The following is a 24928-nucleotide window of genomic DNA, read 5'->3' on the forward strand; positions in this document are numbered from 1 at the left end:
AGACAAAACGATGAGCAAATCGCAGATCGAAATGCAAGTGGCCGATGCGCGCACCCAAAGCTGTATTACGGGGGAGCAAGCCCAATTCTTTTTGGATAACGGATTTCTGGTCATTAAAGGCGTGCTGCGGGGAGAAGAGCTTGCGACCGTTCAGGCCGAGATGGAAAAGCAGGTGGCCAAAGGCGTAGCCGGCGTCCAGGACGACCCGGACTATATGTACGGCAAAGGCGGCAAAACCGGACGTAACGTTCTGCGTCGCGTCGAGTATGTCATCGACAAGAGCGATCCGATGAAAGCGCTCCTCGGGCACCCGTTTATTCTGCGCTCGGTCGAGAAGCTGCAGGGCAACAACTTTATTCCAACGTGGGACTCGATGGTTCTTAAAATGCCGGACGAAGGCATTATCGTACCGTGGCACCGCGATGCGGAGGTTCCGGCAGGCTGTACGGATCCGCGACCTATTTTTAACGTCGACTTTTATCTGGATGCCGCGGATCTGGCGACTTGTCTTTGGGTTATCCCCGGCAGCAACAAGTGGTCGACGGAGGCATGCAAAGCGCGCATCGACCAAGACGGACCCGACCGGTTCAGCACGGAGGATGCCATCCCCGTTCCGCTGGAGGCGGGCGACGCCATTTTCCACGACATCACGGTGCTGCACGGTTCCCCCGCTGGAGACGGCAATCCGCTGCGACGCACGGTCTACTATGAATTCCGCCCCGGCGAGATCGAATGGAACTATGGACCGCATACGCGCGAGTATCTCGGTCTGAAGCAGCAGATGCTGCTCGAATGTTTGGACCGAAGGGCCGCGACCTCCTATGCGCAAGGCGAGGAGCCGTTTGTTTACGAACCGGAAGGGGAATTTGCGCTCGGCGAACGCATGGCGGTGGAATCGTTCCGATATCCGCACTTAAAATATTGGAGAGGTTAATATAGGTTCGAAGCGTCTTCGAAGCCGGTGCATGGATGCACCGGCCTTTTTACGCCGATTGATGCTCATGGGCAGATTCGCTAAAATGGATGGAGATGAGCGTGCCACAATGATTCAGGAAACGGGGAGGGTTAAGCATGCTTTTGTTCAGAAACGTTCAACCCTCAGATCTGGAGCAGCTAGTACGGATTGAAAACGAAGGGTTTTCCCAAGAGGAGGCTGCCACCGAGGCGGCCTTTGCGGAGCGAATAGCATGGATCCCCGATACGTTTATCGTGGTTGAAAAGGATGGGGAGATACTCGGCTATATAAACGGTCCTATCATTGATCGACCGTACATAACGGACGACTTGTTCAAAGAAATTAAGGCGAATCCCAAGAAGGGCGGCTATCAAAGCGTTCTGGGGTTGGCTGTGTCCAAAAGGGCCAGAGGGCAGGGCATTGCGAAAAGATTAATGGAGAAGTGGGAGGCGCTTGCGCAAGAAAACGAGAGGGAAGGCATCACGCTAACCTGCAAAGCGGAATTGGTCCCTTTTTATGAAAAGCAGGGATTCGTGAACCACGGCCGATCCGAGTCGCAGCACGGTGGCGTTATCTGGTATGACTTGGTCAAGTGAAGGCGAAAATAGATGAAAATTCGCACGGCCGGCGGGAAATATGCGAAATCGAATGACTTAAGATTTAGTTAATAAATATGTCGTATCCTCATAAACGAGCAAACAGCACAGCCTCTAAGGTGTCTTGCATTCCCTGCTCGGAAAGTAGGTCATGGCATGAAGCAAAAACGAACCCTGTACATTCCTGCAGCCATCTCGCTTCTAGCCGGTATCGTCTTGATTTTATACGCTTTTTTCGGAGTTGCCCATCAAGGAATCGACCACGGCGGACCGTCCCCCGGCAATCTTCCTCCAGGCTTGGGCCGTAGAGAGCAAGGAAGCGAGGGGGTATTCAGGACCCTGGGGACGGTCGCTGTCTGGTGTGCGGCTATCAGCTACACATGGCTGAGACTGAAAAAGAAGCGTAGATCGCCGTCCGCCTTCGTGAAAAAACTTGTTGCGCTGTTCAATCGGCTCCATCAACCGGTCGCTTATGCGGCCCTTGTACTGATCGCAGCGCATGGCATTTATTTCCTGACACAGGCGGTCGTCAAGGATGACGCGTTTACAGGCATCGCGGCATTCTTGCTGCTGATGACTTTAGCGGTCTACGGCTTCCTGATTCGCCGCTTGAAGAGCAAGCATACGCGCAAAATCCATTTTGGGCTGGCAACAGCCTTTGGCGTCGCCGCGCTTATTCATGCCGGCGGCTCCGCTATCATCGCGACTTTAAGCATCGTGGTACTCTGGGGGCTGATCGAATTCGTTGAGCGAATGGCCTCCCGTACGTAAAGAACAGAGCATCATACAAAAACGCTTTGTAAGGAGAAGCCTCCGCACAAAGCGTTTTTTATTAACGTTACAGGTTAACGCTGTTCATGGAAGCTTCCGGATAGCGCAAGCCAAAGGCCGTTCCTCGCGGCGCCGCGTCGTCGATGCGCGCAAGATCCTCTTGCGAAAGCGCGACTTCCAGTGCGCCAACGTTCTCTTCCAGATACTTGATCCGCTTCGTGCCGGGAATCGGCACGATGTCCTCGCCTTGCGCCAGCAGCCAAGCCAGCGCCAGCTGAGAGGGCTCGCAGCCTTTCTCCGCGGCCAGCTCGGCGACTCGTTCGACAAGATCCAGATTGCGCTGGAAGTTGTCGCCTTGGAAACGCGGGGAGAAGCGGCGGTAATCGTCCTCCGCCAGATCCTCGAACTTGCGGATCTGTCCGGTCAAAAATCCGCGGCCGAGGGGGCTATACGGCACGAAGCCGATACCCAGCTCACGGCACACGGTCAGGATATCGTCCTCGACGTCGCGGCTCCATAGCGAGTATTCCGTCTGCAGCGCAGCGATGGGATGCACGGCAGCAGCCCGGCGGATCGTAGCCGGCGCCGCTTCGGACAAGCCCAGGTAACGAACCTTGCCTTCGCGCACCAGCTCGGCCATCGCGCCGACCGTCTCTTCGATCGGCGTATTCGGATCGACTCTATGCTGGTAGTAAAGATCGATATAGTCGACGCCAAGACGGCGCAGGCTTGCCTCGCAGGCGGATTTTACGTATTCCGGACGGCCGTCTATACCGAGATACTTGCCGTCTTCGCTGCGCACATTGCCGAATTTGGTTGCGATTATCGCCTTTTCGCGCCGTCCCTTGAGCGCTTTGCCGAGCAATTGTTCATTTTTGCCTACGCCGTACATATCCGCCGTATCCAGCAGGTCGATCCCCAGCTCCAAGGCGCGGTCGATGGTGCGCAGCGACGCTTCGTCGTCCCTGCCGCCGTAGAAGTCGGACATGCCCATGCAGCCAAGTCCGAGTGCCGACACTTCAAGGCCGCCTTTGCCTAACGTTCTTCTTTTCATATTCAATCCGCCTCTCTTGTTCAAGTATGTTGGACCTGCATCTTTATTATGCGGCGTCCGGCATCGGATCCGGTAGCCGGATCGTACCAAGTTGTTGCCTGATCCTCCAAGCGATCGGCTGTCGTTATCGTTCAGTGCTATAATGACTTTAACTACAATAGCTCAAAGCGACGGAGGGAATCGAATGCCGCAATCGCAAGTCATGTCCCCGCCGGGGCAGGCCGATCAAGACGGTCTTTTGCAAAATAACGGGCTTGCATTCGTCGACAAGCTTGCAGAGCTGGCTTCGCTTATCGAACGAAATACGGGCAGCGACGGGATCTTCGATACGGCCATCCCCTTGTTGCGGCTGATTCGAAGCTCGAAGTCTACATTGCCTGTTCATACCATTTATGAGCCGGCAGTCGTCATCGTCGCGCGAGGCTCGAAAATCGTCATGCTTGGCAGCGACAGCTATACTTACGGCCCTTCCGCGCATTTTGTCGTTTCGGTGGACTTGCCGGTTACCTCGCGGCTGCTGCAAGCTTCTGCAGAATCGCCTTACTTATGCCTGCGGCTTGGGCTGGACCCGGCTCAAGTGCTGGAGGTCATAAAAGGCGCGGAGCTCGAGAGCGAGGATGCAAGGGAATTGAAGCGGGGGGCGTACGTCGACCGGACGAGTCCGGAGCTGTTGGACGCTGCGGTTCGGCTCGTAAAGCTGCTGGATGCGCCCCGCGAAATTTCTTACTTGGCGCCGCTGATCATCCGCGAGATGTATTACAGATTATTAAGCGGAGGACAGGGCGGCGCCTTTAAGCAGATCGCACTGGCCGGAAGCGGCACAAGCCGAATCGCCGGCGTCATTGCCCGTATTAAGCAGGACTTTGCAAATACGCTTCCTATCGAAGAGCTGGCCAGAATGGCGCATATGGGCCCGTCGTCGCTGCATCGTTATTTCAAGGAAGTGACTACGCTCAGCCCGCTGCAATATCAGAAGCGGATCCGACTGCAGGAAGCGCGCCGACTGCTCCTGACCGAAGCTGTCGATGCTGCGGATGCCGCTTACCGGGTCGGCTACGAGAGCCCCTCGCAATTCAGCCGCGAATATGCGCGACTGTTCGGCTTGCCGCCCATCAGCGATATCAGAAAACTGCGGGAAGAAACGGAGCGGGGGATCGGCTGATCTTGTATAGACTGAAGATCGCTATCCGAACGGAGGAAGATGAAGTGAAAATCAAATGGGGGCTGTATGCGCTGCTGAGCCTGGCGCTGGCAGGTACTGCAGCTTGTACGAAAGAGCGCGATGGAGGCGCGGGCGTGCCCGGCGAATCTCCGCAGCGATCGGAGACGACGGACGTTACGACTGGATTCGGCTCGAACGTTGCTGTGCCGGAAGGCCCCTCAACCGGAGCGGGCGGTAACGAAGTCGGAGACCTTGACGATTCATTCGCGCCCGCCAGAGTCAAGCTTACACCAGTATTTGAAAGAGTAAATCTGGAACGACCGACGGCGATCGAGACGAGGGGAGGCCGTTTGTACGTGACCGAGCAGGAAGGTCGCGTCGTCGCGATCAAAACGTCCGAGGCGGTCAGTGGCGGAAAAACGGAAACGGTGCTGGACCTGACGGACCGCGTCTATTCCAAGGGGACGGAGCAAGGGCTGCTAGGGCTCGCGTTCGATCCTCAATATGAAGACAACGGATTTGTTTACGTGAACTATACGACGCAAACGAAAACGGTCGTTGCGCGTTACACGTTGGCTAAAGACGGCGAGGCTGCTTCAGAAAAAGCGAACGGCGAGAAGGTGCTGTTGACGTTCAAGCAACCCTATGCGAACCATAATGGCGGCCAACTGGCATTCGGTCCGGATGGATATTTGTATATCGGGACGGGCGACGGCGGCAGCAGCGGAGATCCGCAAGGCAACGGCCAGAACAAGCAGTCGCTGCTCGGCAAGATTCTCCGTATCGACGTCATCAGGACTGAAGGCGATAAGGCATACGCGATTCCCGCGGACAATCCGTTCGCGAAGGGCGGCGGGGCAAAGGAAATCTATGCGTACGGGCTCCGAAACCCTTGGCGCTTCAGCTTCGATGCCGATACCGGGGAGCTGTGGGCGGCGGATGTCGGTCAAAATCAATTCGAGGAGATCGATAAGATCGTGCGCGGCGGCAACTATGGCTGGAATCTCAAAGAGGCGGATCGCTGCTATGATCCGGCAAGCGGTTGCGAAGCCGAGGCGAGTCAAGCGGACGTCATCGACCCGATCTGGTCCTACGGGCGGCAGGAAGGGCAGTCTATTACCGGCGGATACGTATACCGAGGGACGGATATAACCAATCTCGCAGGCTGGTATATATACGGCGATTATGGCTCGGGGAAGATTTGGGCGCTCCAAGAGGAGACGGGCGGCAAGTATCGCAACGCGCTCCTCCTGCAATCCGAGTTGAACATCACGACCTTCGGCCGCGACGAGCGAGGGGAATTATATCTAACCTCGGCCGAAGGCGGACTATATCGGCTGGATTCCCGGTAATCGACGCTCGAAACGGCAATCGCGCTGCAAAGAAAGCGACACCACAGCATTGTTAATGCTTTTTTGCGCTTATCGGAACATTCGAGAGCGCCTTTTATACGGCGATAGCGCCTTTTAACACTTATCGGCACCTTCCTGATCGCTTCTTAGGCTGCATTAATGCCTTATTGGGCTTATCGGCATCTTCTCGGACGCCTCTGAAGCGGCTAACGCCAGGTTGGAGCTTTGAAAGCTATCGCCTAAACGGAGGGAGGATCAAAAATGCTCGGTTTCTTTAAGCGAAAGATCAAATTTGCGTCGCCTCCGCCAGTCCGAATTTCGATTGAAAATCAGCTCGCAAATCTTGCCGACGTGGGCATCACGCTAAAGCCGAATTTAGAAATTAGCGACCTATTAGATCGTACATTCAAAGCGTATGAGAAAAACCCTTACATTCATCTCCTGATGCGCATGGGAGGCGTACGAGAGGGCGCGGCAACGCCTATCGATCTTTATTTTTCTGACGACGTTTGGTGCTTCGACCGCGAATGCATCGAGGACCATGGAGACTATATTCCGGCGTTGAAAAGAATTGCGGAAATGGTTCGACCGACTCTATGCGTCATCGATATTGAGGATTACGTGGAGATCGATGCAGGCGAGGCGTGGATCGCCTTTAACGCAAACGGAAGGAATCACCGCTACGCACTTTCTGTGGACAACGATTGGATGAGCCTCGAAATTTTGACGATCTTTTCTGATTTATTGGCTGCGAGCGGCAGCAATAAACGATTTTTCTTTTCGGATATCGGAAATGAAGTCTTGGTGGTTCCTCTTTTTTGACGTCTGAGGGTCCAACGCTACGATCCGTTCCCGTTAGGACGCAAGCCGTATTGAAAGCGAGACTGCGAATGCGACGCAACCGGTTTCCCGCAGTTGGCGGGCGGTCCGATCGTCGTCGTTTCCTTGATTGGCGCTAGCGCGGCGGTAATAAGCGACTCGTCAAGACAATAAGTATGTGCAAGCAAATTTCTCGGCGCGAGCCGCAGAAAATCCGAAACGGCGATAAATTCCGGGATCGGGGCGTCAAAGATCGCGATAATATGCGTTTGGTTTTCCGTCGCCATCTCCCAATGAAACCAGCCCTGGGGAACGAGGGCAACCTGTCCGGGCTTCAGGGCGAAGTTCCGCACTTCTTTGGTAAACGGATTAAGAATGGAGACGACGGCTGCTCCCGAGACCAGGTAGACGAGCTCGGAAGCGTTCTGATGGACATGAGGCTCCACCACGTTGCCGGCGGACAGATAAATATCCAGCAGCGATGCATTGCCAAGCGTGTTCAGCTGTTGAATGCCGAGCGCGTTGATATAGTTGGAGCTGTCTTTCGTAAAGGTCCGGTTTTGGTTGACATCATATGCAAATTGCACGTTCGGCGAAGTGAAATCCATATATGAAACGGCCATTCGGTATCCCTCCTGTTTTCGCAGCAAGCGCGTACTTTCCCTGTTCCTCACAATATGAGTCGACAGCTCGGCATATGTGTCAAATCATCGCATGATTTCCAGGCTTCTGGTCAAAATAAGGGAAAATTGAATGGGGTATGGGTATGAGCCGCTTCCGATTAAAAGTATGGGGTATGCCGATCTTTTTCATTTTAATCCAATTGTTAATGCCGTTACATATCCATGCGAATCCGGCGCTTCCAATCGTCAAAGATACCGGTATCATTACGATTGAAGTATTCCCTCAACGTCATCGATTGTTGGTTTATGTTGACCATATCGCTTACAAAAGCTTCCCTGTAGCGGTCGGCAATCCCTCTACGCCAACGCCCGTAGGGGAGTATGTCGTCACCTATAAGGGGAAAAATTGGGGCCCTTGGTTCGGTTCGCGTTGGATCGGCTTAAATGTGCCTTGGGGCGTTTACGGAATTCACGGCACCAACAAGCCGTTCTCCATCGGCCGACATGCCAGTCACGGCTGTATTCGGATGCGGAATCGGGATGTCGAGGAATTATACGAGATGATCCCTGTAGGAACGAAAGTAACCATATTCGGTCATGTGCTTGGCGAGGCGAATCAAGAGTTGAAGCCGATCAGCGAAGGGGATGCCGGCGCAGTCGTTCAGCTTGTTCAGAACCGCTTGCAAAGCGCAGGCTATTTCCAAGGACGATGTGACGGCAGATTCAGGTCTTCAACGACAATCGCATTGAGAAAATTCCAGCGTCAAAACGATCTCGTCCCTAGCGGCATCGTCACGCAGGCCGTATACGAAAAGTTAGGTCTTTTAGAATGAATTTTATTCAATGGTCGTTTCAGGAACGGCCCCCAACGGCGTTAAGGCATTGGCATGGCCGGAAAACTATTACGTCGAGTATAGTCAAGGGAATCCGGTCGACGGCGGCACGGCGAAGTTTTACGGGGGAAGCTGGCGGACGATCGGAGATACGAGCGTCGGCGAAGTGAGCAAAGAGCCATTGGCAGGCTCTTATACCTTCAGAATGTACGATGGAGGAACGTTTACGGAGAGCATCAATAATACCGCATCGAATCCGACTGTCGTATTTCAGCTTTAAAATTGCATCTGCCAAGCCTAAAGGACCGTCAAGGAGATCAGCCTCTCTGACGGTCTTCTTTTTCCCTTATGAATGAACTATTTTATGCTGAAGTATTCCTTCAGCCCGTCAACGATCGCTTGCGCGACCCGGTTCTGGAAGCTGTCGCTGAACAAGATCGATTCCTCCGTCGCATTGGACAGGAACCCGACTTCGAGCAGCGTGGCGGGCATCGTCGTCTCGCGCAGCACCTGGTAATTCGCGTTCTTGACCTTGCGATCGGTGAAGCCGGTAGCGCTGAGCACATGCTTGTGCATGATATCCGCCAAGGCTTTTCCGCTATTTTTATAATAGTAAGTCTCCGTACCCCGCACGGTCGGCTTGCCGTCCGCGATGTTGGCATGAATCGATACGAAGGCGTCGGCATTTGCGGCATTGGCGAGCGAGGCGCGATCCGGACGAGGGATAAAGGTATCGTCGCGACGCGTCATAAGAACTTGGAAGGCCGGCTCGTTCAGCAGCAGCTGTTCAACTTTAAGCGCAAGCGACAGGTTAAAGTTCTTTTCCAGCTTGTTGGTCGCGCCGATGCCTCCGGGGTCGCCGTCTCCATGGCCCGGATCGATGACAACGATCTTTTTGCCGTTGCCCGGCTGGGCCGGAGAAGGTGTCGGCGTCGCAGTCGTTTTCAGATCGATCACGTATACGCTCGTTTCCAGGTCGCCTTCCTGGTAAGCGGTAAAGGTCCTGTTCCCGGACCCGGATAGCTCTACCGTAATCGTAACGGCTTGAGCGGCCGGATCGGTCACTGCGTAGTACACGCGGGTCGCATTCGAGCTATCCGTAATGGCGAACGCGCCCGACTGGGTAACGGGATCGAATGCCTGAATCGATGCGAAAGCCGGATCGAACGAGGCTTTTGGCAATTCGACGACGATGCGCGCCGGATCTGCGGCCGCATACGCTTTTGGGGCCATGCTGCCGACGAACGAGATTGCCAATCTGTCGTTACTCCAGCCAATACCTTTGATCTGTGCGCCGGAAACCGGGGACGCAGATGGAGCGGGTGTCGGCGTTGCTCCCGGCGTAACCGTAGGCGATGGCGTCGGTGAAGACGGTGCAGGCGTTGGAGAAGCCGTTGGCGTGGGCGTAGGTTCTGAAGCTTGGGACGAAGCCAAGGTCACGACCTTCTTCGCATTGTCCCAGCCCACCTCAAGCCCTGCGGCTTCCCCGATGAAGCGAAGCGGTACGAGCGTCGTGCCCGACCGGTTGACGGGAGCCGCATTCAGCTTTAATTCGGCGCCGCCTACGCTGGCGGTCATACGGCCGATCGTCAGCTCGATGTCGCCGGTTCCGGTCAAGATTTTGACCTGAGCGCTCCGCTGATTCCATGTCACCAGCAGGGCCAGATTCTCGGCGATGACGCGCAGGGGGACCATGACACTGCCTTTAATAATCTCGACCTTGTCTTTTTTCTGAAGCGACAGCGCTTGTCCGTCCAGGACGATTGTAGCCCCGGAAGTTTGGGCGCGAGCTTGTCCTTGTCCTGCGAACGATAAACCGAAAATGAAAGCTGCGAGCAAAACAAAGAAGCCAATCTTTTTCAATTCTCTTTCCACCTCATCCATTTTGTTCTACCGCGTCAAGGTTTAGACGCCTTTCTCTTGGAAAAAGTTTCATAGAATAAAGGTTTAACAGAAGCCCGTGAATCGTTTTTTAAATATAACATTAAAGTTACACAATATGTTATTCATTTTGTTCTTATCGGAATTTTTACAACTTTAATGCAAAAATATTTGGAATATATACAAAGCGATGAGGAATTTAACGTGATATAATGTGACACATCACAAAGAAAACAGACACGAAGATAGGAGGACCTGACATGGCGGTAGAGGCGACACCCTATGCATGGCCCTATGACGGCCAGATTCAACCGTACAAAACAGCGCTATTGATTATCGATATGCAAACTGACTTTTGCGGCAAAGGCGGCTATGTCGAACGGATGGGCTACGATCTGTCGTTAACCGCAAGGGCGATCGGACCGATCTCGCGGCTGCTTGAGAGTGTCAGAGGGATACCGGGGTTTACGGTCATTCACACAAGAGAGGGACACAGGCCGGATCTGTCGGATCTGCCGGCGAACAAGCGTTGGAGAAGCCGTCAGGCAGGGGCCGAGATCGGCTCTAGCGGACCCATGGGTCGAATCCTGGTGCGGGGAGAGCCGGGCTGGGAGATCATTCCCGAGCTTGCGCCGCTGCCCGGAGAACCGCTCATCGACAAGCCGGGCAAGGGCAGCTTTTATGCCACGGACCTGGATTTGATCCTGAAGACCCGCGGTATCACGCACCTCATTCTAACGGGAATCACCACCGACGTTTGCGTCCATACGACGATGCGCGAAGCGAACGATCGCGGCTATGAATGTCTGATATTAGAGGATTGTACGGGAGCGACCGATCCGTCCAACCATGAAGCGGCGCTTCATATGGTGCAGATGCAAGGCGGCGTGTTTGGCAGCGTGTCCGATTCCGTCAAATTGATCAAAGCTTTGGAATCTTTATAAACCGAAAAATGGGGGAATCGAAAATGAGGAAAGCGAATGGGAAATGGATGTCCGTACTTCTGTTATCTTCTGTAGTTGCGATTGCAGGTTGCGGCAGCAATAGCGCGGGCAACAGCGCAGGCGGCAGCAATCAATCGGGGGCTGGCGATGAGTCTCCGTCGGCATCGGCAGCGACGTCTGCGGCAGCTTCGACGGCAAGCGCGGATGCCGGCGCGAAGGACCTGAAAAAAGTCGTCGTCCGGCTGAAATGGATCAATCAAGCCCAGTTTGCCGGCTTTTACATCGCAAAGGAGAAAGGGTACTACAAAGACGCCGGTCTCGACGTGGATATTCGCCCGGGCGGCTCGGACTTTCCGTCGGTGCAAATGGTGTCTTCGGGAAGCGAGGACTTCGGGGTAACGGGAGCCGACCAGATTCTGATGTCCCGCGAGAAAGGAGCGCCGGTCGTCGCCTTGTCCGTCATTTACCGCTCGTCGCCGTTCGTGCTGTTCACGCTTAAAAGCTCCGGCATGACGTCGATGAAAGATCTCGAGGGCCAAAAAGTCGGCGTCAAGCTGGGCGGCAACGAGGAGCTTACTTACCGGGCCATGGTCAACAAAGCGGGCATTAAGGCCAAGTCGATCGGCGAGATGCCCGTCAAATACGATCTCAGTCCGCTGCTCACGGGACAGGTCAAAGCCTGGCCGGGCTACGTAATCAACGAAGTCATCGCAGCTCAGGAGCAAGGACAGGAAGTGAACGTGATCTATCCGAGCGATTACGGTATCAATTTCTACGCGGATACGCTGTTCACGACCGAGAAAATGATTCAGAAGGACCCCGAGACGGTCAAAGGCTTTGTCCAGGCCACGATGAAGGGTTGGGACTACGCGATCCATCATCCGGACGAAGCGGCGCAAGTGACCGTTCAATACGGCGATCAGCTTAACATCGAGCATGAGACGAAAATGATGAACGCGAGCATCCCGCTGCTCGAGGCCGACAAAGGCCCGCTGGGCTTGATGGAAGAGTCCGAATGGAGCACGCTGCAGGACAGCCTGATCGATATCGGCTTCCTGAAGAAGAAGCAGGACCTGCCCACAGCCTTTACGAACGAATTCATTCAACAATAAAGGAGGGATTGCCGATGGCGGCCATTCATAGCATCGCCGAGTCTGCCAGAGAACGCGCCGCTGGCTCCAACGCCAACCTCAGCATAAATGCCAACGCCATTTCCATAAAAGACTGCTCGCTGACGTTCGGCCAAGTACGCGTATTAAATCAGGTGTCTCTCGATATCCGGCGCGGAGAGTTCATGTCCATTCTCGGGCCGAGCGGCTGCGGCAAGTCCACGCTGCTCCGGCTTATCCTCGGACTTCTCTCGCCCGACCAAGGCGGCGGGATCGCGCATCACGTGCCCCGGGAAGAGATCGGCATTGTCTTTCAGAAGCCGGTGCTGATGCCTTGGCAAACCGCGATTCAAAACATCGAGCTGCCGCTTAGCATCGGACCCCAGCGCGCCAAACAATCGAAAGCCGAACGCCGCGAGAAAGCGGAGTGGTCGCTGGAGCTCGTCGGATTGACCGACTTCCGCAACCACTTTCCGCAGCAGCTGAGCGGCGGCATGCAGCAGCGGATCGCGATCGCCAGAGCGCTTGCGGCAGATCCGTCAGTCCTGCTGATGGACGAACCGTTCGGCGCGCTGGACGAATTCACGAGGGAGAAGCTCAACATCGAGCTTCTCCGCCTGTGGGCCAATCCTGACACCGGATTGAATACGGTCGTCATGGTCACCCACTCGATTCAGGAATCCGTGCTCATGTCGGACCGGATCGTCATGATGTCGCCGCGACCGGCCAAGGTCCAAGACATCGTGAACGTGCCGTTGTCCCACCCGCGCGAGGCGGATATGCAAGAACTTCCGGAATTTTTAAGCACGGTCAGGGAAATTCGAAAGCAGGTGAAGGCGCTATGACGACCAAATTCAAGGACATTCTGTATCCCGTAGCCTTCGCAGTCGGCTTGATTTTGATCTGGGAAGCCGTCGTCCGCATTTTCGACATTCCGCTTTATTTGCTTCCGGCCCCCTCTGACATTGCCCAAGTCATCGACGGCGAGCTGCTTCGCAATATGGGCGTGACCCTTTATGAGGCAGTGCTCGGGTTTCTGCTCGCCAACGTGCTGGGATTCCTGACGGCGATCCTGTTCGTCCATTCCCGTCCGGCCGAGAAAGGCATATTTCCGCTGGCGATCGCCCTAAAAACGACGCCGGTCGTAGCGCTTGCCCCGCTGCTCGTCATCTGGCTGGGAACCGGATATTGGTCCAAAGTGTCCGCGTCCATGATTATTTGTTTCTTTCCCATACTCGTTAACTGCGTTAAAGGTTTAAAGGCGGTCGAGCACGAAGCATGGGAGCTGTTTTCGGCCTATAAAGGAACGAAGGCGGAGATCTTCTGGAAGCTGCGCCTGCCGACCAGCCTTCCCTATGTGCTGTCCGCGCTGAAAATCTCCAGCTCGCTCGCAATCGTGGGAGCTATCGTCGGAGAGTTCGTCGGCTCGAATAAAGGACTCGGATATTTGGTGCTCTTGTCTTCTTATCATTTGGATACGCCGATTATGTTTTCAGCCATCGCGGCAGCTGCGGTCGCTGGGCTAATCTTGTTCGGCATTATCGCAGCCGTCGAAAAAAAGGTCATTTTCTGGCAGAAGGTGGATGAGGCATGATCATCTCGGTCGTACGCGTTCCTGCAGCTTCTCCAAGCGACATCGTATCGCTGCGGGCCTATATCGAAGAAGGAACGATTCATCCGTCGCAGGTGATCGCGGTCCTTGGAAAAACCGAAGGCAACGGCTGCGTCAACGATTTTACGAGAGGATACGCGGTTCAATCGCTTCGCGGATTTTTTTCCGGACTCATCGGAGCAGAAGCGGCGGACCGCATCTCCTTTATTATGTCGGGCGGCACGGAAGGCGTGCTCTCCCCGCACTTCACGGTCATTAGCCGCTCCGGAACGTCTGAGTATGCGACGGCTTCGGTCGGCTCGAAGTCGCTTGCGGTCGGCGTTGCGCATACCCGGCGCTTCCTCCCGGAAGAGCTGGGGCGCTCCGCGCAGATCGTTGAAGTATCGGCTGCCGTTAGCCGGGCCATGGCGGAGGCGCGCATTGAAGCGGCTGCCGACGTGCATTTCGTGCAGATCAAGTGTCCGCTGCTGACGGACGCCGACATGGCGGACGCCCGTGCCCGCGGAGCCGCCGTCGCGGTAGACGACACCTACAAGTCGATGGGTTATTCCCGCGGGGCTTCCGCGTTAGGCGCGGCCGTCGCGCTCGGAGAGATTGATCTCGCGGAGATCAGCGACGAAGATGTCTGTCAGTCCTGGGACAAGTACAGCGAAGTCGCGTCCACTTCGGCGGGAAGCGAGCTCGATTATTGCGAAGTGATCGTGTTCGGCAATTCGGCGCAGGCAAGCGGCGATTTGTACATGAGCCATGGCGTCATGGCCGACGCGATCGACGCGAAGCCGCTGCTCGCAATGCTTGCCGACAATCCCGGCGCGGAGGTCGTACAGGTGCTCGCCAAGGCCGAAGCCGATCCGACCGGACTTGTCCGCGGCCGCAGACACACCATGCTTAACGATTCGGATATTAACCATACGCGCCATGCAAGAGCGGCCGTAGGTGCCGTGCTGGCATCGATCGTCGGCGACCCGATGATCTACGTCTCCGGCGGCGCCGAGCATCAAGGCCCGGCTGGCGGAGGACCGGTGGCCGTCATTTTCCGGCGCGCGAACGCATCGCCCAACTGACTGCAAGAGCAATGGCGCAGGCGCAGAAACGGATACGGGTACGTCAGCACATGACAAGGAGGATTGACCGACGATGACAGCGACACATTTCCCCCTTCAAATAACCGCAGCCTGGCTGCGCGAACAATACGCTTCCTCGCGGCTTACGCCGCACGACGTCGTAGAAGAGATCGTCCGCCGCGCTCGCGCAGACCGGGACATGAATATCTGGATCACGCCCCCGGAGATCGAAGCGCTCGAGCCTTATCTAAATAGGCTGGATACATTGGACAAATCGGCGCCCCTGTGGGGAATCCCGTTTGCCATTAAAGATAATATCGACCTTGCGAACATCCCTACGACGGCGGGCTGTCCTGAATACGCTTATACGCCGGACGATCACGCTTCCGTTGTTGAAAGGCTGGTCAAAGCGGGAGCGATCCCGCTCGGCAAAACGAATCTGGACCAATTCGCGACCGGCCTCGTGGGAACGAGGAGCCCTTACGGCGAGACGCACAACGCGCTGAAGCCCGAGCTGATCAGCGGCGGCTCCAGCTCCGGCTCGGCCGTCGCCGTAGCAAGGGGACAGGCCGCGTTCGCACTCGGCACCGATACTGCGGGATCGGGACGCGTGCCCGCCGCGCTGAACGGCTTGATCGGCTTGAAGCCGAGCCTGGGGGCATGGCCGACGCGAGGCGTCGTACCGGCGTGCCGGAGTCTGGACTGCGTCACGGTGTTTGCGCATGAGCTCGAAGACGCGATGCGCGTCGATCGGGTCGTAAGTGGAACGGACGCTTCGGATCCGTGGTCCCGAACGATCGCTCGGCTGCCGTCCCAGCTGCCGCGGCGCATTTTGCTTCCCAGCGGAGACTGGCCGTTTTTCGGCCCCTATGCTTCGCAGTATGAAGCCGCTTGGCGACGAGCGGAGGAGAAGGCGGCGCAGCTTGGCATCGAGGTGCAGACGATCGATTATGCGTTGTTTGCGGAAGCCGCCGCCGTCCTGTATGACGGACCATGGGTAGCCGAGCGCTGGGCGGCGTTGGGCGCGTTCGTGGAGACGCATCCCGGCGTTACGTTTCCCGTGACGGAGCAAGTGCTGCGATCCGGTTCGGGCGATCGGCACGATGCAGCTGCGGTTTTTACGGCCATGCATCGGATCCAGACGTTGAAGCTCGAAGCGGCCAAGCTGCTTGAGCACGCCGTGCTCCTGCTGCCGACGGCCGGCGGAACATGGTCCCGCGACGAGGTCAGGAGCGACCCGATCCGGACGAATAGTGACATGGGGCGCTGGACGAATCACTGCAATCTGCTCGATCTGTGCGCCATTGCCGTTCCGGCGGGAGAAGCCGCGCCGGATGTGCCGTTCGGGATAACGCTATTCGCATTGTCGGGCGGAGAAGGAATGCTGGCCAAGCTGGCGGATCGATGGTCCGACCCTTCCGGGGCAGCGGAGCAGCGCTTGTCCGTATTTCCCGAAGAGCAACCAATCACAACGCCCGTAGCCGTGTGCGGACTTCATATGAGAGGATTCCCGCTCGAGCGGCAAATGAAGGATCATGACGCCGTGTTCGTGCGAGAGGGGAAAACAGCTTCCAAATACGAGCTGTACAAACTGCCGACCTCCCCCGCCAAGCCGGGACTCGTCAAGCAAGCGCATGGCGGATCGTCCATCGAGCTGGAAATTTGGGAGATGCCGCTGGAAACGTTCGGTAGATTTGCCGCAAGCATACCGGCGCCGCTCGGGATGGGCAAGATCGAGCTGGCGGACGGTACCGAGGTGCCCGGGTTCGTATGCGAAGGATACGCGTCGCAAGATGCGGCTGCGGAAGATGTCACGGCCGCCGGGAGCTGGAGGAAGGTTTGACTGAAAATAAACAAGAAACCGTGAAGGAGCGCGATAACATGATCAAAGCGGAGGAAACGAAGGTAATCGTCGGAGCCGAAATGGAATGGGGCTTGATGCCCAACCATTGGCACCTTTATCACAGGGAAATCGTGAACGCTTCGCAAGCGGACGAACTCGGCGTACGGATCAGTTCGGTGCTGTGGGAGAAAATCGGGGTTGGCGGCGCCGTTCTTCCCCACTACCACGACGTTGCGGAAATTATTCATATCACGGCGGGCCAGGTCAAGCTTCTGCGCGACGGATCTTGGACGCTTTACAAAGCCGGAGATACCTTCCACGTGCCGGCAGGCGTCGTCCATTCCGTCGCCTGCGTCGGAGATTCGCCGAGCGAGCAGATCAGCATTTTCCTGCCCGTGGATTCCGATGCGCCCAAGAATGCCTACTTTAATACGCACCTCGTCGAAGACACCTATACCGATAAGCTTGGCCAATGATTAACGACACGTTGGCCTTCACCTGCCGCGATCTGCTGCTGATTCCGAATCTGCAAGGCGCTATCGTACTCGCGGGTCACAAGGGAATGGATCGGGCAGTCAACAGGGTCAACGTCATGGAAGTGCCGGACGTGATTGATTGGGTACGCCCCGGCGAGTTCCTGGTGACCAGCGGCTTTCCGTTTCGCGACGATCCGGACCGCATCGCGGAGATGATTCCGCAGCTCGCGGAGCGGGGCGTGGCGGCGCTCGGCATCAAGACGAGAAGATATATAGAAGAAATTCCCGTTGCCGTGCTGGAGATGGCGAATCAATACGATATTCCGATCATCGAGCTGCCGCTCCCGACGTCCTTTTCGGACGTTGTCCGCGAGGTCATGGAGCGGGTGCTGGTCCAGGAAGCGAGGCATCTGACGCTGCTTCAGTTCAGATACCAAAAGCTGTCGAAGAAGCTGCTGCATGGCGGGGGAATCGACGATTTTCTCGGCGAGCTGGATGAGACGCTGCTGAATCCCGTCGTCCTGATGGATGGCTCCAACCAGCTTTACTTTTCGCCCATGGCCAAGGCATTGTTCCCGGGAAACGAAGATTCGCAGGAATGGGCCCGGCTATGCCACGATATCGAGCTGGGCGTCAGCTTCATGACTGTTCGCGAACGCCGGATACGGGTGTATATCTCGAACGAGGACGGCAAGGACAACGAATGCAGCATGCTGCTGCTCGAGTGGAACCGGGAGCTGGATGACGCGGATAAGCTGACGATGGATCGGATCGGCGTGTTGGTCAGCCTGGAATTGGCTAATCTTCACGCCAGGCGCGAGGTTGAGTCCAAGTACGTCGATCAGTTTTTGCAGGACTGGCTGACGGGGCGTATCGTCACCGGGCAGGACATGCGAGGGCGGACGCTTGCGGATGCCGCATTGCTCGCGAAGGCGCCTACAGCGCGATATATGTCAGGCTCCCGGACAGGCATGCGAACCCGAAGCTGCTGTCCAAAGCGATCAAGCAATTTCGACGGTTCAGTACGGAGCGCGACGGCATCTGGGGGACGCAGCTCGACGGACATATGGCGCTACTCGTCTCGCACGAGACGGTAGAGCAGTTGAACCAGCAGCTCGATAAATGTCTCTACCGACTGTCGCACCTGCTGGGACTGGAATCCAAAGCTGAGATTTCGTTTTGTATCGGCGACCCCGTCGACGCCGCCGACGAGGTTAGACGCAGCTGCGAGCAAGCGCGCAAAATCCATTTTATCAGCGCGATATGCGGCATTCGCGACGCCCACATTCGTTACAACCAGCTTGGCGTCTATCAGCTGCTTTATTTGCTGCCCGAATCCGAGCAGGTCATTGAATTTCTCGACCGCATCGTCAAGCCGATCGTAGCGTACGACAGCAAGCATAATACGCAGCTGCTCAAAACGCTGCAATGCTATCTGCAGCACAACGAGAACGGCAAGCTGACGGCGGAAGCGCTTTTTTCGCACTACAACACGGTCGCATACCGCATCGAGCGCGTCTACGAGCTGCTCGGTCTCGATCCGGAAAAGGTGAACGACCGGCTGCAGCTTCACCTAGCCGTCAAAATTTACGAGATGAGGCAAGGGCGTTAGTCTCGCGGGTTGCCGAAGCTTTCATTGAGGCCTATGTCCTTGCGCGCTTTCTTTCCTTCCTTCCTGACTCGGGCGGCGACGAATCGCGGATGGACGGACGGGTAAGCGCATTTTCGGCGAATCGGACCATTTCGGATGTTGGTTGAGCTCAAAAAGCCTGCATTTGTACATGTATTTTCCGCCGACGTGCACGGCTTGAAGAAATACCTGCAAATGTGCAGGCAAATGCAGAGCACAAGCCGGAAATCGGCCTGATGGAAGAAAAAAGATGTATATTCGCAGCTTTACCTCTCAAAAGGGTCGACATCGGCAAAAAAGATGTATATTTGCAGGCTTTACGCAAAAGAAGGGTGTGGGCGACGATCGGCCGAGCCACCGAAATGGCTGTTGGCCTGATCAACGGAACGACTGTCGGATGTGTCATCGACCGGGGTTCCGCGAAAACGAGTTTCAGATATCCGCCAAACCTAATATGACCGTCAGGGTGACCTTCGATCTTCCCTAGCAAAAAAGAGCAGCGGGAATTTGAGCAACTTGCAGCCAGAATTACCCCATACTTTGAGAAGATAAACGGAGTGGATAAACCGCAAAACTTATTTGCGCGATGGACTTATTTGGATCCCATGCAACAATGAACTTGATAGGCAACTTCTCCATGCTTAAGCTATAATTAATAGAAACTATGGTCCACGGACGCCGTGGGCCTTTTGCCATTGTAAATGGCACCGGGAGGTATACAACATTGAACGCTGCCGCCACTGACCGAGTGAAACTCGCACCAGGCTTCTGGGCCAGCATGCGCCACATTGGGATCGCCCCACAAGACATCGTGCGCAAATGCTGTTTGCCGCTATCTATTATAAATGAACCGGCCGTCACAACCGCTCAATACTACGCGATCTGGCAGGCTTACGCCGAGCTCGTCGGCGATGCCGCCGCCGGAATCGTCAGGTTGGCCACCACCTTCGAGACGGCGCAATATCCGCCTGCCGCTTTATCGACCTTCCATGCCCGGGATTACCGGGATGCATTAACGCGAATGACGCGGTACAAGCAGATGTGTCCGCCCGAGCACTTGCGCATGCGAGAAACAGACGATCGTGGCATTATCGATCTGGAATGGGCGCATGCGACGCAGCCTGGCCCCTCGATTATGGTCGGTGCTACGCTTGCCTATCTTCTAGAGCTGGGCCGCCGAGGAACGAACCTGCCGCTGACGGCTCAATCGGTTTCGTTTGTCGGCGAAATGGGCGATACCGATGCGCTGGAAGCTTTCTTCGGTTGCCCGGTTCAGGTTGGCGCAGACGTCAATCGGCTTATGCTGCGCCGCAGCGATCTGGATCTCCCTTTTGTCTCCTATAATGAAGAGCTTCTCGATATTCTGACCCCCGCCCTGGATCGATCGTTGACTGAGCTGCAGAGCAATCAAAAAGTAAGCGGCAAAGTGAAACGGATCCTTGCGCGCTGTCTGTCGCAGGGAAGGATCGACATCAAAACCGTAGCCCAAGCGTTGGGTCTGAGCGATCGCACCTTGCAGCGTCGCTTGACGGAAGAGGGAGCGGGCTTCAAGCAGTTGCTGGCAGAAACCAGACATGAGCAGGCACTCGCTTTTTTGGCAGACCCCTCTCTAGAGATCAAAGAGGTCGCTTTCCTCGTCGGATTTGAGGATCCCAATTCTTTTCATCGCGCGTTCCGTTCCTGGGAAGGCGCAACGCCGGCAAATTGGCGCGCGGCGCAAGAACTTTGACGCAGCGCGCTAGTTACCACCAAGCGCAAACGCGCTACTATGATCCCTATCTTCATAATAAGGAGTAGGGACAGATGGAACTGCATTTAAAAAATAAAACCGCATTAGTAACGGGCTCGAGCAGGGGGATCGGCAAAGCGATTGCCGTTGAACTTGCAAGAGAAGGCGTTCACGTTCTCATAAACGGCCGAAACGATGTCGAAGTGGCGCTTACGGTAAATGAGATTCAGACCAAATTCCCGGATACCAAACCTCGGAAGGCGACGGCGGATCTCGTGGACGCACAGCAAAGGGACGCTTTGCTCGCGCAATTCCCCATGTCGATATTTTGGTCAACAGTATGGGCATATACGAGCTCATGTCCTACGAGGCCCTGGACGATGCCATGTGGGAGAAGTACATCCGCACGAACGTGCTTGCCGCCAACAGTCTGACCCAATTTTATTTGCCCGCCATGATCCAACAAAACTTTGGGCGCATTCTATTTATCGCGAGCGAGGAAGCCGTAATGCCTTCGGGGCAGATGCCTCATTATGCGGTGACCAAGTCGATGCTCCTGTCGTTATCCAAAAGCTTGTCCAAGCTGACCAAGGGATTGAAAGTCACGGTAAACACAATCCTGCCGGGACCGACGCTTTCCGAGAACGTGCAGGCGATTATCGAAGGCTTTTATCCGGATGAAAAGATGACTTTCGAGGCAAAAGAGAAGGATTTCATGACGAAGAATTTGCCGCAATCGGAAATGGAGCGATTTATACGACCGATGGAGATCGGTCGATTAGCCGCATTCGTCTGCAGTCCTTATGCCTCCGCGTTCAAAGGCTCGCCGATCCGAATGGACGGGGGGATGGTACCGACGATTTTTTAAAGAAAGCTCGTTGAATAACGAACTTAGAAGTTCAATGAAACAGCATCCGCCTCGACAGCTCGTCCGGTAGTTACCGGAGCCTAGCTTCTAATCTAAAAAGCATAAAATGCCGAATAAATATCCAGGCACAGGAAAAAGGAGGGAATTGATTGGAACGCACGGCTATGCCGCAGCAACGCCTCCAAAGGGAGTCGCGTCCGGCACAAGCCCCAGACGCCTCTTGGAGCCGGGAAGCTTCAAAGACCTCCGTGCCGCCGGGAGCTGCATCCTTCGGGTCACAAGCGCAAGCACTGCTGAAGCTCCAGCAAAATGGCGGCAATCGTGCCGTCATGCAGATGCTTCGCGCCAAAGGCGCGATCCCGGCGACATCGGCTCCCCCGATTCAGCGAATGCGTATCGTCAAGGACTCCGTTTACCGGGAAGCGCAAGAGACGGATGCGGCGGGAGACGTGGTCGATACCGAGAAACTGAGCGCGCTCGAGCGTCACTCGCTGACATTGGAGATGACGCTCGAGGGCAACGCCGAGCTGCTCCGGCGTATTCAGCGGGAATGGGACAAGGACGAGCTAGACGGCGAGAGCAATCTGGAGGAACTGTTCGAGTTGGGAAGCCGGATTGCCGAACTGCAACAGAAGAAGCCCGAGGAGCTTGAAGAATCCGACCGTAATCGTATGAAGGAGATTCGTGCCGAGGTGGCGGCCGCGCGAAAGTTCGTCGAACAAAATGCGGCGCATCCGTCCGTGCAGGTATACAAGGATGTCGTCATCTCGCTTGCCCGAGAGCTTGTTAAAGCCGAAGGCCGGAGTCCCGGTTCGAGATCCGATTCGGAGTCGGGCTCGGATTTCGAATCGGCGGCGCCGCATGCGCCCGACCATCTGAACCTGAATGTCGGTCTCGACGAACGCCGCAATTATCGTGAGGATATGAAGAAGATGGGCACCTGGGCGGGAGAAGCGGAAGCCGAAGTGCTCGCCGACCATCTCCGGATCAGGGCGCAGGTGTACGTCATTGTCCAAGGGCGTTTCCACCGCGTCAATCAGGTCGGAGCCAATCACGCCCCCGTCGGCGAACTGGCTTTGGTGCATCTGGGCAACCACTACGAGGTGGTGGACGGCGTTACGGACGGGATGGACGTCGGCCGTCAACGCAGGTGGCTGAAGACGAGCAAGACGGGTGACTGCCTGTTTGAATCGATGCTGCTGATTCGTCACAACGGCAAGCCGATCGACGAGGATAAAAAGCAGCAGACGATCTTGAAGCTTCGCAAGCGAACGGCGGACAATCTGTCGGACGACGCCATCGACGAGACGATTCACGAGATGCTCGTCTACGGCGACACGGCCGGCACCGGCGGACATACCTCCAAGCTCGTCAAGGATCGGCGCGGCGAAGCCGCGTCTAAGCGGCAGGAAGACAAGGAGAAGCGCAGGCAGGATCATGAGAAAGAGAAGCTGGTCGCAAAGGTCGACGCCCGGTATCTGCAGGACAAGCTCGATACGTACCAGACACTCGAAGGGCTGTCCGCCTTCGGGTTCGACAAGGCGATCTCGGCTTATCTGAAGGCGCGCGGCCAGAACCCGAAGTCGAAAGAGACGCTTGCGGAGCTTCGCAAGCTTAACGACCTGTTCCGGGAAGCGGCCTTTGCATTCGACAAGCAGAAGGAGCGCGCGGATTACGAATATCGTCCTTTTGAAAAAGAGGAAGAAGAAAGCTGGACCGACGAGTTGGACCGGCCGCAGGAGGAAGGGGAACGGCTTGAGCTGGAGCGCAAGGCACGCGAACGTACGTTGAGCCGCCGGGACATCAAAAAAACCGTGTCGCCCAATAACGCGAATCAGACGCTGATCGTTCTGAGGGGCGAGGAGGGCGAGTTCGCCATCGACAAGCTGGGCCAATTGGTTCCCCGCTACTCGCGTCGCAATATCTCGCAGGCGAACCTTGACGAGTTGAACGGCAAGCACTCGGGTGAGAAAGGCATGTATCCGTCGCGGATCAGCCCGGTGCCGGACGCGGACAGAAGCCAGGTCGCAAGCGGCATCGGCAGCAACAAGATCCGAGCGGAGAGCGATGAGATGCATCATGTTCAAGGACACAAGCCCTCCGACTATTTGTCGGTTACGGCCAAGGACGAGGACGCGCTCAATCCGAAGGGAAAGACGTTCGAGGCGGCGGCTACTGTCGTCGTCGATCTGTCTTACATCGATCCGGACAATCTGTCGGCACTATACACATCGCTGGGCATGCGCTACTTTCTGCTGGACGGGATGACCGGGGGCGACAAGGGAGAAACGATCGGTCTGGCCGTCCGCGAGCAGTCCAAAGACTCATCCGACGGATCGGGCGAGAAGGAAGAACGCAAGGCCGGAGGCAAGAAGAAAAAAGAGAAGAAAGAAGCCAAGCCGTCCTCCAATCAGCTCGCGGTCGATCACAACCAGCTGTCGGCCAAGGAGTGGCAGGCGCTGCTTGACGTCATCCGCACCAAGGAAGTGCTGATCGAAGGCATGATCCCTCCCGAAGCGGTCCGGAAGCTGTAGCGCAAGCGGGATCGAAGCATCCGATACCCCGACGCGAGCGCCGAGGCAACGGAAAAACGTTCGTTCGAAAAGCTACGACGGCAGCCGCCCAAGAGGTGAGGCTGCCGTTTTTCATCGAACGGAAGGGAAGTTTTCCGGCAATTGTCCTCAGTCTCGCCCCGCCTCGTAAATCTTTTGGGCTAACATAGCAGGCCTTGTGCGCGTATCCGTAAAGTGGTCTCCATCGCCCACGATCAGGCGGAACACGCCGAGCCGCGTGGACATGTGCGGATTCCAGCCGAAGCCCTCGCCTTGGGGCAATACGTTGTCCTGGTAGAAGTATAAATAGCTTCGTGGCGTCGACAGCGTATAGAACGCTTTGAGATCCAATTTTTCGAAAAGCGGCTTAGCCGGTTCCGGCTCGACGCTTTTATAGAACTGTCTGGCTTCCTCGAAGGTGGCGGTATTGACGAACAATTCACGAAACAGCTGGAACGGAAGCATGATCGTATCGTCTTTCGACTCCGTTCTGAGCTGCTCGAATCCTTGTCTCGTTGAAGGGGGCAACTCGTCGATCACCGACTCGCCGTCTTTTAGGACGAATGCATCCCAAAAGACGAGCCGTTTAATTCGATCCGGCACCTGTTCGGCAGCCTTCTGGATGACGGATCCGCCGAAGCTATGTCCGACAAGGACGATATCCTGCAGATTTTGACTCTTTATATAGTCGACGACAGATTTCGTAATCATGGCATGCGTAACATTCTTGTTCGGATCGGTGCCGTGACCTGCATATTCCGGCGTATGGACAACTTGACCTTGACTGCGCAATACCGCCGCTACGCCATCCCAGAAGTGGGCGTCCGCCCATGAGCCGTGCACCAGCACGAAGGTGAGCTTCTGTCGTTCAGGTGAACGAAAGCTTTTTTCCGACTCGCCGGCATTGTGCTGCCATAACCATCCGCAGTCGGAGAATGGGGGATAATAATAGCCGGATGTCGCATATCTATAATCCGGATAGTAGTATTGCGGGTGAACCGGTCGATACGCAAACATGTCCGAACATCCTCTCGAAATGACATAAATCAACGTAT

The 24928-nt window shown here is 55.9% G+C and carries 22 protein-coding genes and 2 pseudogenes; 20 read left to right on the forward strand and 4 right to left on the reverse strand.

What is annotated here, in order from left to right:
* The first annotated feature begins 10 nt into the window (after positions 1–10).
* The 3 genes from ACFSR7_RS30240 to ACFSR7_RS30250 all read left to right on the forward strand — a co-directional run bounded on the left by ACFSR7_RS30240 (position 11) and on the right by ACFSR7_RS30250 (position 2322).
* Positions 11–934: a phytanoyl-CoA dioxygenase family protein gene (locus ACFSR7_RS30240; protein ID WP_378168081.1), complete on the forward strand. Its 924-nt coding sequence runs from the start codon at positions 11–13 to the stop codon at positions 932–934.
* Positions 935–1071: 137 nt separating this feature from the next.
* Positions 1072–1551 carry a GNAT family N-acetyltransferase gene (locus ACFSR7_RS30245; protein WP_378168082.1) on the forward strand — a complete coding sequence of 160 codons (480 nt, stop codon included), beginning with the start codon at positions 1072–1074 and terminating at the stop codon, positions 1549–1551.
* A 156-nt stretch (positions 1552–1707) separates the two neighbouring features.
* Positions 1708–2322 (forward strand): hypothetical protein, encoded by a 615-nt coding sequence (locus ACFSR7_RS30250; protein WP_378168083.1) that lies wholly within the window; start codon positions 1708–1710, stop codon positions 2320–2322.
* Positions 2323–2389: 67 nt separating this feature from the next.
* Here the strand turns inward: ACFSR7_RS30250 and ACFSR7_RS30255 are convergent, their stop codons facing one another.
* Complete coding sequence (locus ACFSR7_RS30255) at positions 2390–3376, reverse strand: aldo/keto reductase (protein ID WP_378168084.1); 987 nt, start codon at positions 3374–3376, stop codon at positions 2390–2392.
* Positions 3377–3560: 184 nt separating this feature from the next.
* Here ACFSR7_RS30255 and ACFSR7_RS30260 point away from each other — a divergent pair, with 184 nt between their 5' ends.
* From ACFSR7_RS30260 to ACFSR7_RS30270, 3 genes are all read left to right on the forward strand, one after another.
* The gene (locus tag ACFSR7_RS30260) at positions 3561–4538 is read left to right on the forward strand and encodes an AraC family transcriptional regulator (RefSeq protein WP_378168085.1); all 978 of its coding nucleotides are present in this window, start codon (positions 3561–3563) and stop codon (positions 4536–4538) included.
* A gap of 44 nt (positions 4539–4582) precedes the next feature.
* Positions 4583–5890 (forward strand): PQQ-dependent sugar dehydrogenase, encoded by a 1308-nt coding sequence (locus ACFSR7_RS30265; protein ID WP_378168086.1) that lies wholly within the window; start codon positions 4583–4585, stop codon positions 5888–5890.
* Between the two features lie 261 nt (positions 5891–6151).
* The gene (locus ACFSR7_RS30270) at positions 6152–6712 is read left to right on the forward strand and encodes a hypothetical protein (protein WP_378168087.1); all 561 of its coding nucleotides are present in this window, start codon (positions 6152–6154) and stop codon (positions 6710–6712) included.
* A 17-nt stretch (positions 6713–6729) separates the two neighbouring features.
* On the opposite strand, the gene ACFSR7_RS30275 is transcribed toward ACFSR7_RS30270, so the two are convergent.
* On the reverse strand, positions 6730–7332 hold the full coding sequence (locus ACFSR7_RS30275) for a cupin domain-containing protein (RefSeq protein WP_378168088.1): 603 nt from the start codon (positions 7330–7332) through the stop codon (positions 6730–6732).
* A gap of 173 nt (positions 7333–7505) precedes the next feature.
* Here ACFSR7_RS30275 and ACFSR7_RS30280 point away from each other — a divergent pair, with 173 nt between their 5' ends.
* Together ACFSR7_RS30280 and ACFSR7_RS30285 are read left to right on the forward strand one after the other, a co-directional pair.
* On the forward strand, positions 7506–8165 hold the full coding sequence (locus ACFSR7_RS30280) for a L,D-transpeptidase family protein (protein ID WP_378168216.1): 660 nt from the start codon (positions 7506–7508) through the stop codon (positions 8163–8165).
* 10 nt (positions 8166–8175) lie between these two features.
* The gene (locus tag ACFSR7_RS30285; protein WP_378168089.1) at positions 8176–8445 is read left to right on the forward strand and encodes a hypothetical protein; all 270 of its coding nucleotides are present in this window, start codon (positions 8176–8178) and stop codon (positions 8443–8445) included.
* Positions 8446–8522: 77 nt separating this feature from the next.
* On the opposite strand, the gene ACFSR7_RS30290 is transcribed toward ACFSR7_RS30285, so the two are convergent.
* Entirely contained in the window at positions 8523–10028 is a 1506-nt protein-coding gene (locus ACFSR7_RS30290) for an N-acetylmuramoyl-L-alanine amidase (protein WP_378168090.1), read from the reverse strand.
* A gap of 278 nt (positions 10029–10306) precedes the next feature.
* On the opposite strand from ACFSR7_RS30290, the gene biuH reads away from it, so the two are divergent.
* The 12 genes and pseudogenes from biuH (at position 10307) to ACFSR7_RS30350 (ending at position 23855) form a co-directional block, all read left to right on the forward strand.
* A complete protein-coding gene (gene biuH, locus ACFSR7_RS30295; protein WP_378168091.1) occupies positions 10307–10990 on the forward strand; it encodes a biuret amidohydrolase in 684 nt (227 codons plus the stop codon).
* 23 nt (positions 10991–11013) lie between these two features.
* Positions 11014–12102 (forward strand): ABC transporter substrate-binding protein, encoded by a 1089-nt coding sequence (locus ACFSR7_RS30300; RefSeq protein ID WP_378168092.1) that lies wholly within the window; start codon positions 11014–11016, stop codon positions 12100–12102.
* 14 nt (positions 12103–12116) lie between these two features.
* Positions 12117–12944 (forward strand): ABC transporter ATP-binding protein, encoded by an 828-nt coding sequence (locus ACFSR7_RS30305; RefSeq protein ID WP_378168093.1) that lies wholly within the window; start codon positions 12117–12119, stop codon positions 12942–12944.
* Entirely contained in the window at positions 12941–13693 is a 753-nt protein-coding gene (locus ACFSR7_RS30310; RefSeq protein ID WP_378168094.1) for an ABC transporter permease, read from the forward strand. Before ACFSR7_RS30305 ends, ACFSR7_RS30310 begins: the two co-directional genes overlap by 4 nt.
* Positions 13690–14775, forward strand: coding sequence for a cyanuric acid amidohydrolase (gene atzD, locus ACFSR7_RS30315; RefSeq protein WP_378168095.1), 1086 nt, complete (start codon positions 13690–13692; stop codon positions 14773–14775). Before ACFSR7_RS30310 ends, atzD begins: the two co-directional genes overlap by 4 nt.
* A gap of 73 nt (positions 14776–14848) precedes the next feature.
* Positions 14849–16618 (forward strand): allophanate hydrolase, encoded by a 1770-nt coding sequence (gene atzF, locus ACFSR7_RS30320; protein ID WP_378168096.1) that lies wholly within the window; start codon positions 14849–14851, stop codon positions 16616–16618.
* Between the two features lie 38 nt (positions 16619–16656).
* On the forward strand, positions 16657–17094 hold the full coding sequence (locus ACFSR7_RS30325) for a cupin domain-containing protein (RefSeq protein WP_378168097.1): 438 nt from the start codon (positions 16657–16659) through the stop codon (positions 17092–17094).
* 86 nt (positions 17095–17180) lie between these two features.
* Positions 17181–17420, forward strand: a pseudogene (locus ACFSR7_RS30330) (PucR family transcriptional regulator ligand-binding domain-containing protein); the annotation flags it as partial.
* 620 nt (positions 17421–18040) lie between these two features.
* The gene (locus ACFSR7_RS30335) at positions 18041–18706 is read left to right on the forward strand and encodes a PucR family transcriptional regulator (protein WP_378168218.1); all 666 of its coding nucleotides are present in this window, start codon (positions 18041–18043) and stop codon (positions 18704–18706) included.
* A gap of 742 nt (positions 18707–19448) precedes the next feature.
* Positions 19449–20453 carry a helix-turn-helix transcriptional regulator gene (locus ACFSR7_RS30340; protein WP_378168098.1) on the forward strand — a complete coding sequence of 335 codons (1005 nt, stop codon included), beginning with the start codon at positions 19449–19451 and terminating at the stop codon, positions 20451–20453.
* A gap of 74 nt (positions 20454–20527) precedes the next feature.
* Positions 20528–21321: pseudogene (locus ACFSR7_RS30345) on the forward strand (SDR family NAD(P)-dependent oxidoreductase).
* Between the two features lie 149 nt (positions 21322–21470).
* On the forward strand, positions 21471–23855 hold the full coding sequence (locus ACFSR7_RS30350) for an OTU domain-containing protein (RefSeq protein ID WP_378168099.1): 2385 nt from the start codon (positions 21471–21473) through the stop codon (positions 23853–23855).
* 147 nt (positions 23856–24002) lie between these two features.
* Here ACFSR7_RS30350 and ACFSR7_RS30355 read toward each other — a convergent pair whose 3' ends face one another.
* Entirely contained in the window at positions 24003–24890 is an 888-nt protein-coding gene (locus ACFSR7_RS30355; protein ID WP_378168100.1) for an alpha/beta fold hydrolase, read from the reverse strand.
* Positions 24891–24928 lie beyond the last annotated feature (38 nt).

It is taken from the genome of Cohnella sp. GCM10020058, assembly GCF_042683485.1.
Lineage (GTDB): Bacteria > Bacillota > Bacilli > Paenibacillales > Paenibacillaceae > Cohnella.

What these genes read in the sequence shown, in the direction of transcription:
- ACFSR7_RS30240 (WP_378168081.1), top strand. Translation starts at nt 11, where the DNA reads ATGAGCAAATCGCAGATCGAAATGCAAGTGGCCGATGCGCGCACCCAA.
- ACFSR7_RS30245 (WP_378168082.1), top strand. Translation starts at nt 1,072, where the DNA reads ATGCTTTTGTTCAGAAACGTTCAACCCTCAGATCTGGAGCAGCTAGTA.
- ACFSR7_RS30250 (WP_378168083.1), top strand. Translation starts at nt 1,708, where the DNA reads ATGAAGCAAAAACGAACCCTGTACATTCCTGCAGCCATCTCGCTTCTA.
- ACFSR7_RS30255 (WP_378168084.1), bottom strand. Translation starts at nt 3,376, where the DNA reads ATGAAAAGAAGAACGTTAGGCAAAGGCGGCCTTGAAGTGTCGGCACTC.
- ACFSR7_RS30260 (WP_378168085.1), top strand. Translation starts at nt 3,561, where the DNA reads ATGCCGCAATCGCAAGTCATGTCCCCGCCGGGGCAGGCCGATCAAGAC.
- ACFSR7_RS30270 (WP_378168087.1), top strand. Translation starts at nt 6,152, where the DNA reads ATGCTCGGTTTCTTTAAGCGAAAGATCAAATTTGCGTCGCCTCCGCCA.
- ACFSR7_RS30275 (WP_378168088.1), bottom strand. Translation starts at nt 7,332, where the DNA reads ATGGCCGTTTCATATATGGATTTCACTTCGCCGAACGTGCAATTTGCA.
- ACFSR7_RS30280 (WP_378168216.1), top strand. Translation starts at nt 7,506, where the DNA reads ATGCCGATCTTTTTCATTTTAATCCAATTGTTAATGCCGTTACATATC.
- ACFSR7_RS30285 (WP_378168089.1), top strand. Translation starts at nt 8,176, where the DNA reads ATGGTCGTTTCAGGAACGGCCCCCAACGGCGTTAAGGCATTGGCATGG.
- biuH (WP_378168091.1), top strand. Translation starts at nt 10,307, where the DNA reads ATGGCGGTAGAGGCGACACCCTATGCATGGCCCTATGACGGCCAGATT.
- ACFSR7_RS30300 (WP_378168092.1), top strand. Translation starts at nt 11,014, where the DNA reads ATGAGGAAAGCGAATGGGAAATGGATGTCCGTACTTCTGTTATCTTCT.
- ACFSR7_RS30305 (WP_378168093.1), top strand. Translation starts at nt 12,117, where the DNA reads ATGGCGGCCATTCATAGCATCGCCGAGTCTGCCAGAGAACGCGCCGCT.
- ACFSR7_RS30310 (WP_378168094.1), top strand. Translation starts at nt 12,941, where the DNA reads ATGACGACCAAATTCAAGGACATTCTGTATCCCGTAGCCTTCGCAGTC.
- atzD (WP_378168095.1), top strand. Translation starts at nt 13,690, where the DNA reads ATGATCATCTCGGTCGTACGCGTTCCTGCAGCTTCTCCAAGCGACATC.
- atzF (WP_378168096.1), top strand. Translation starts at nt 14,849, where the DNA reads ATGACAGCGACACATTTCCCCCTTCAAATAACCGCAGCCTGGCTGCGC.
- ACFSR7_RS30325 (WP_378168097.1), top strand. Translation starts at nt 16,657, where the DNA reads ATGATCAAAGCGGAGGAAACGAAGGTAATCGTCGGAGCCGAAATGGAA.
- ACFSR7_RS30355 (WP_378168100.1), bottom strand. Translation starts at nt 24,890, where the DNA reads ATGTTTGCGTATCGACCGGTTCACCCGCAATACTACTATCCGGATTAT.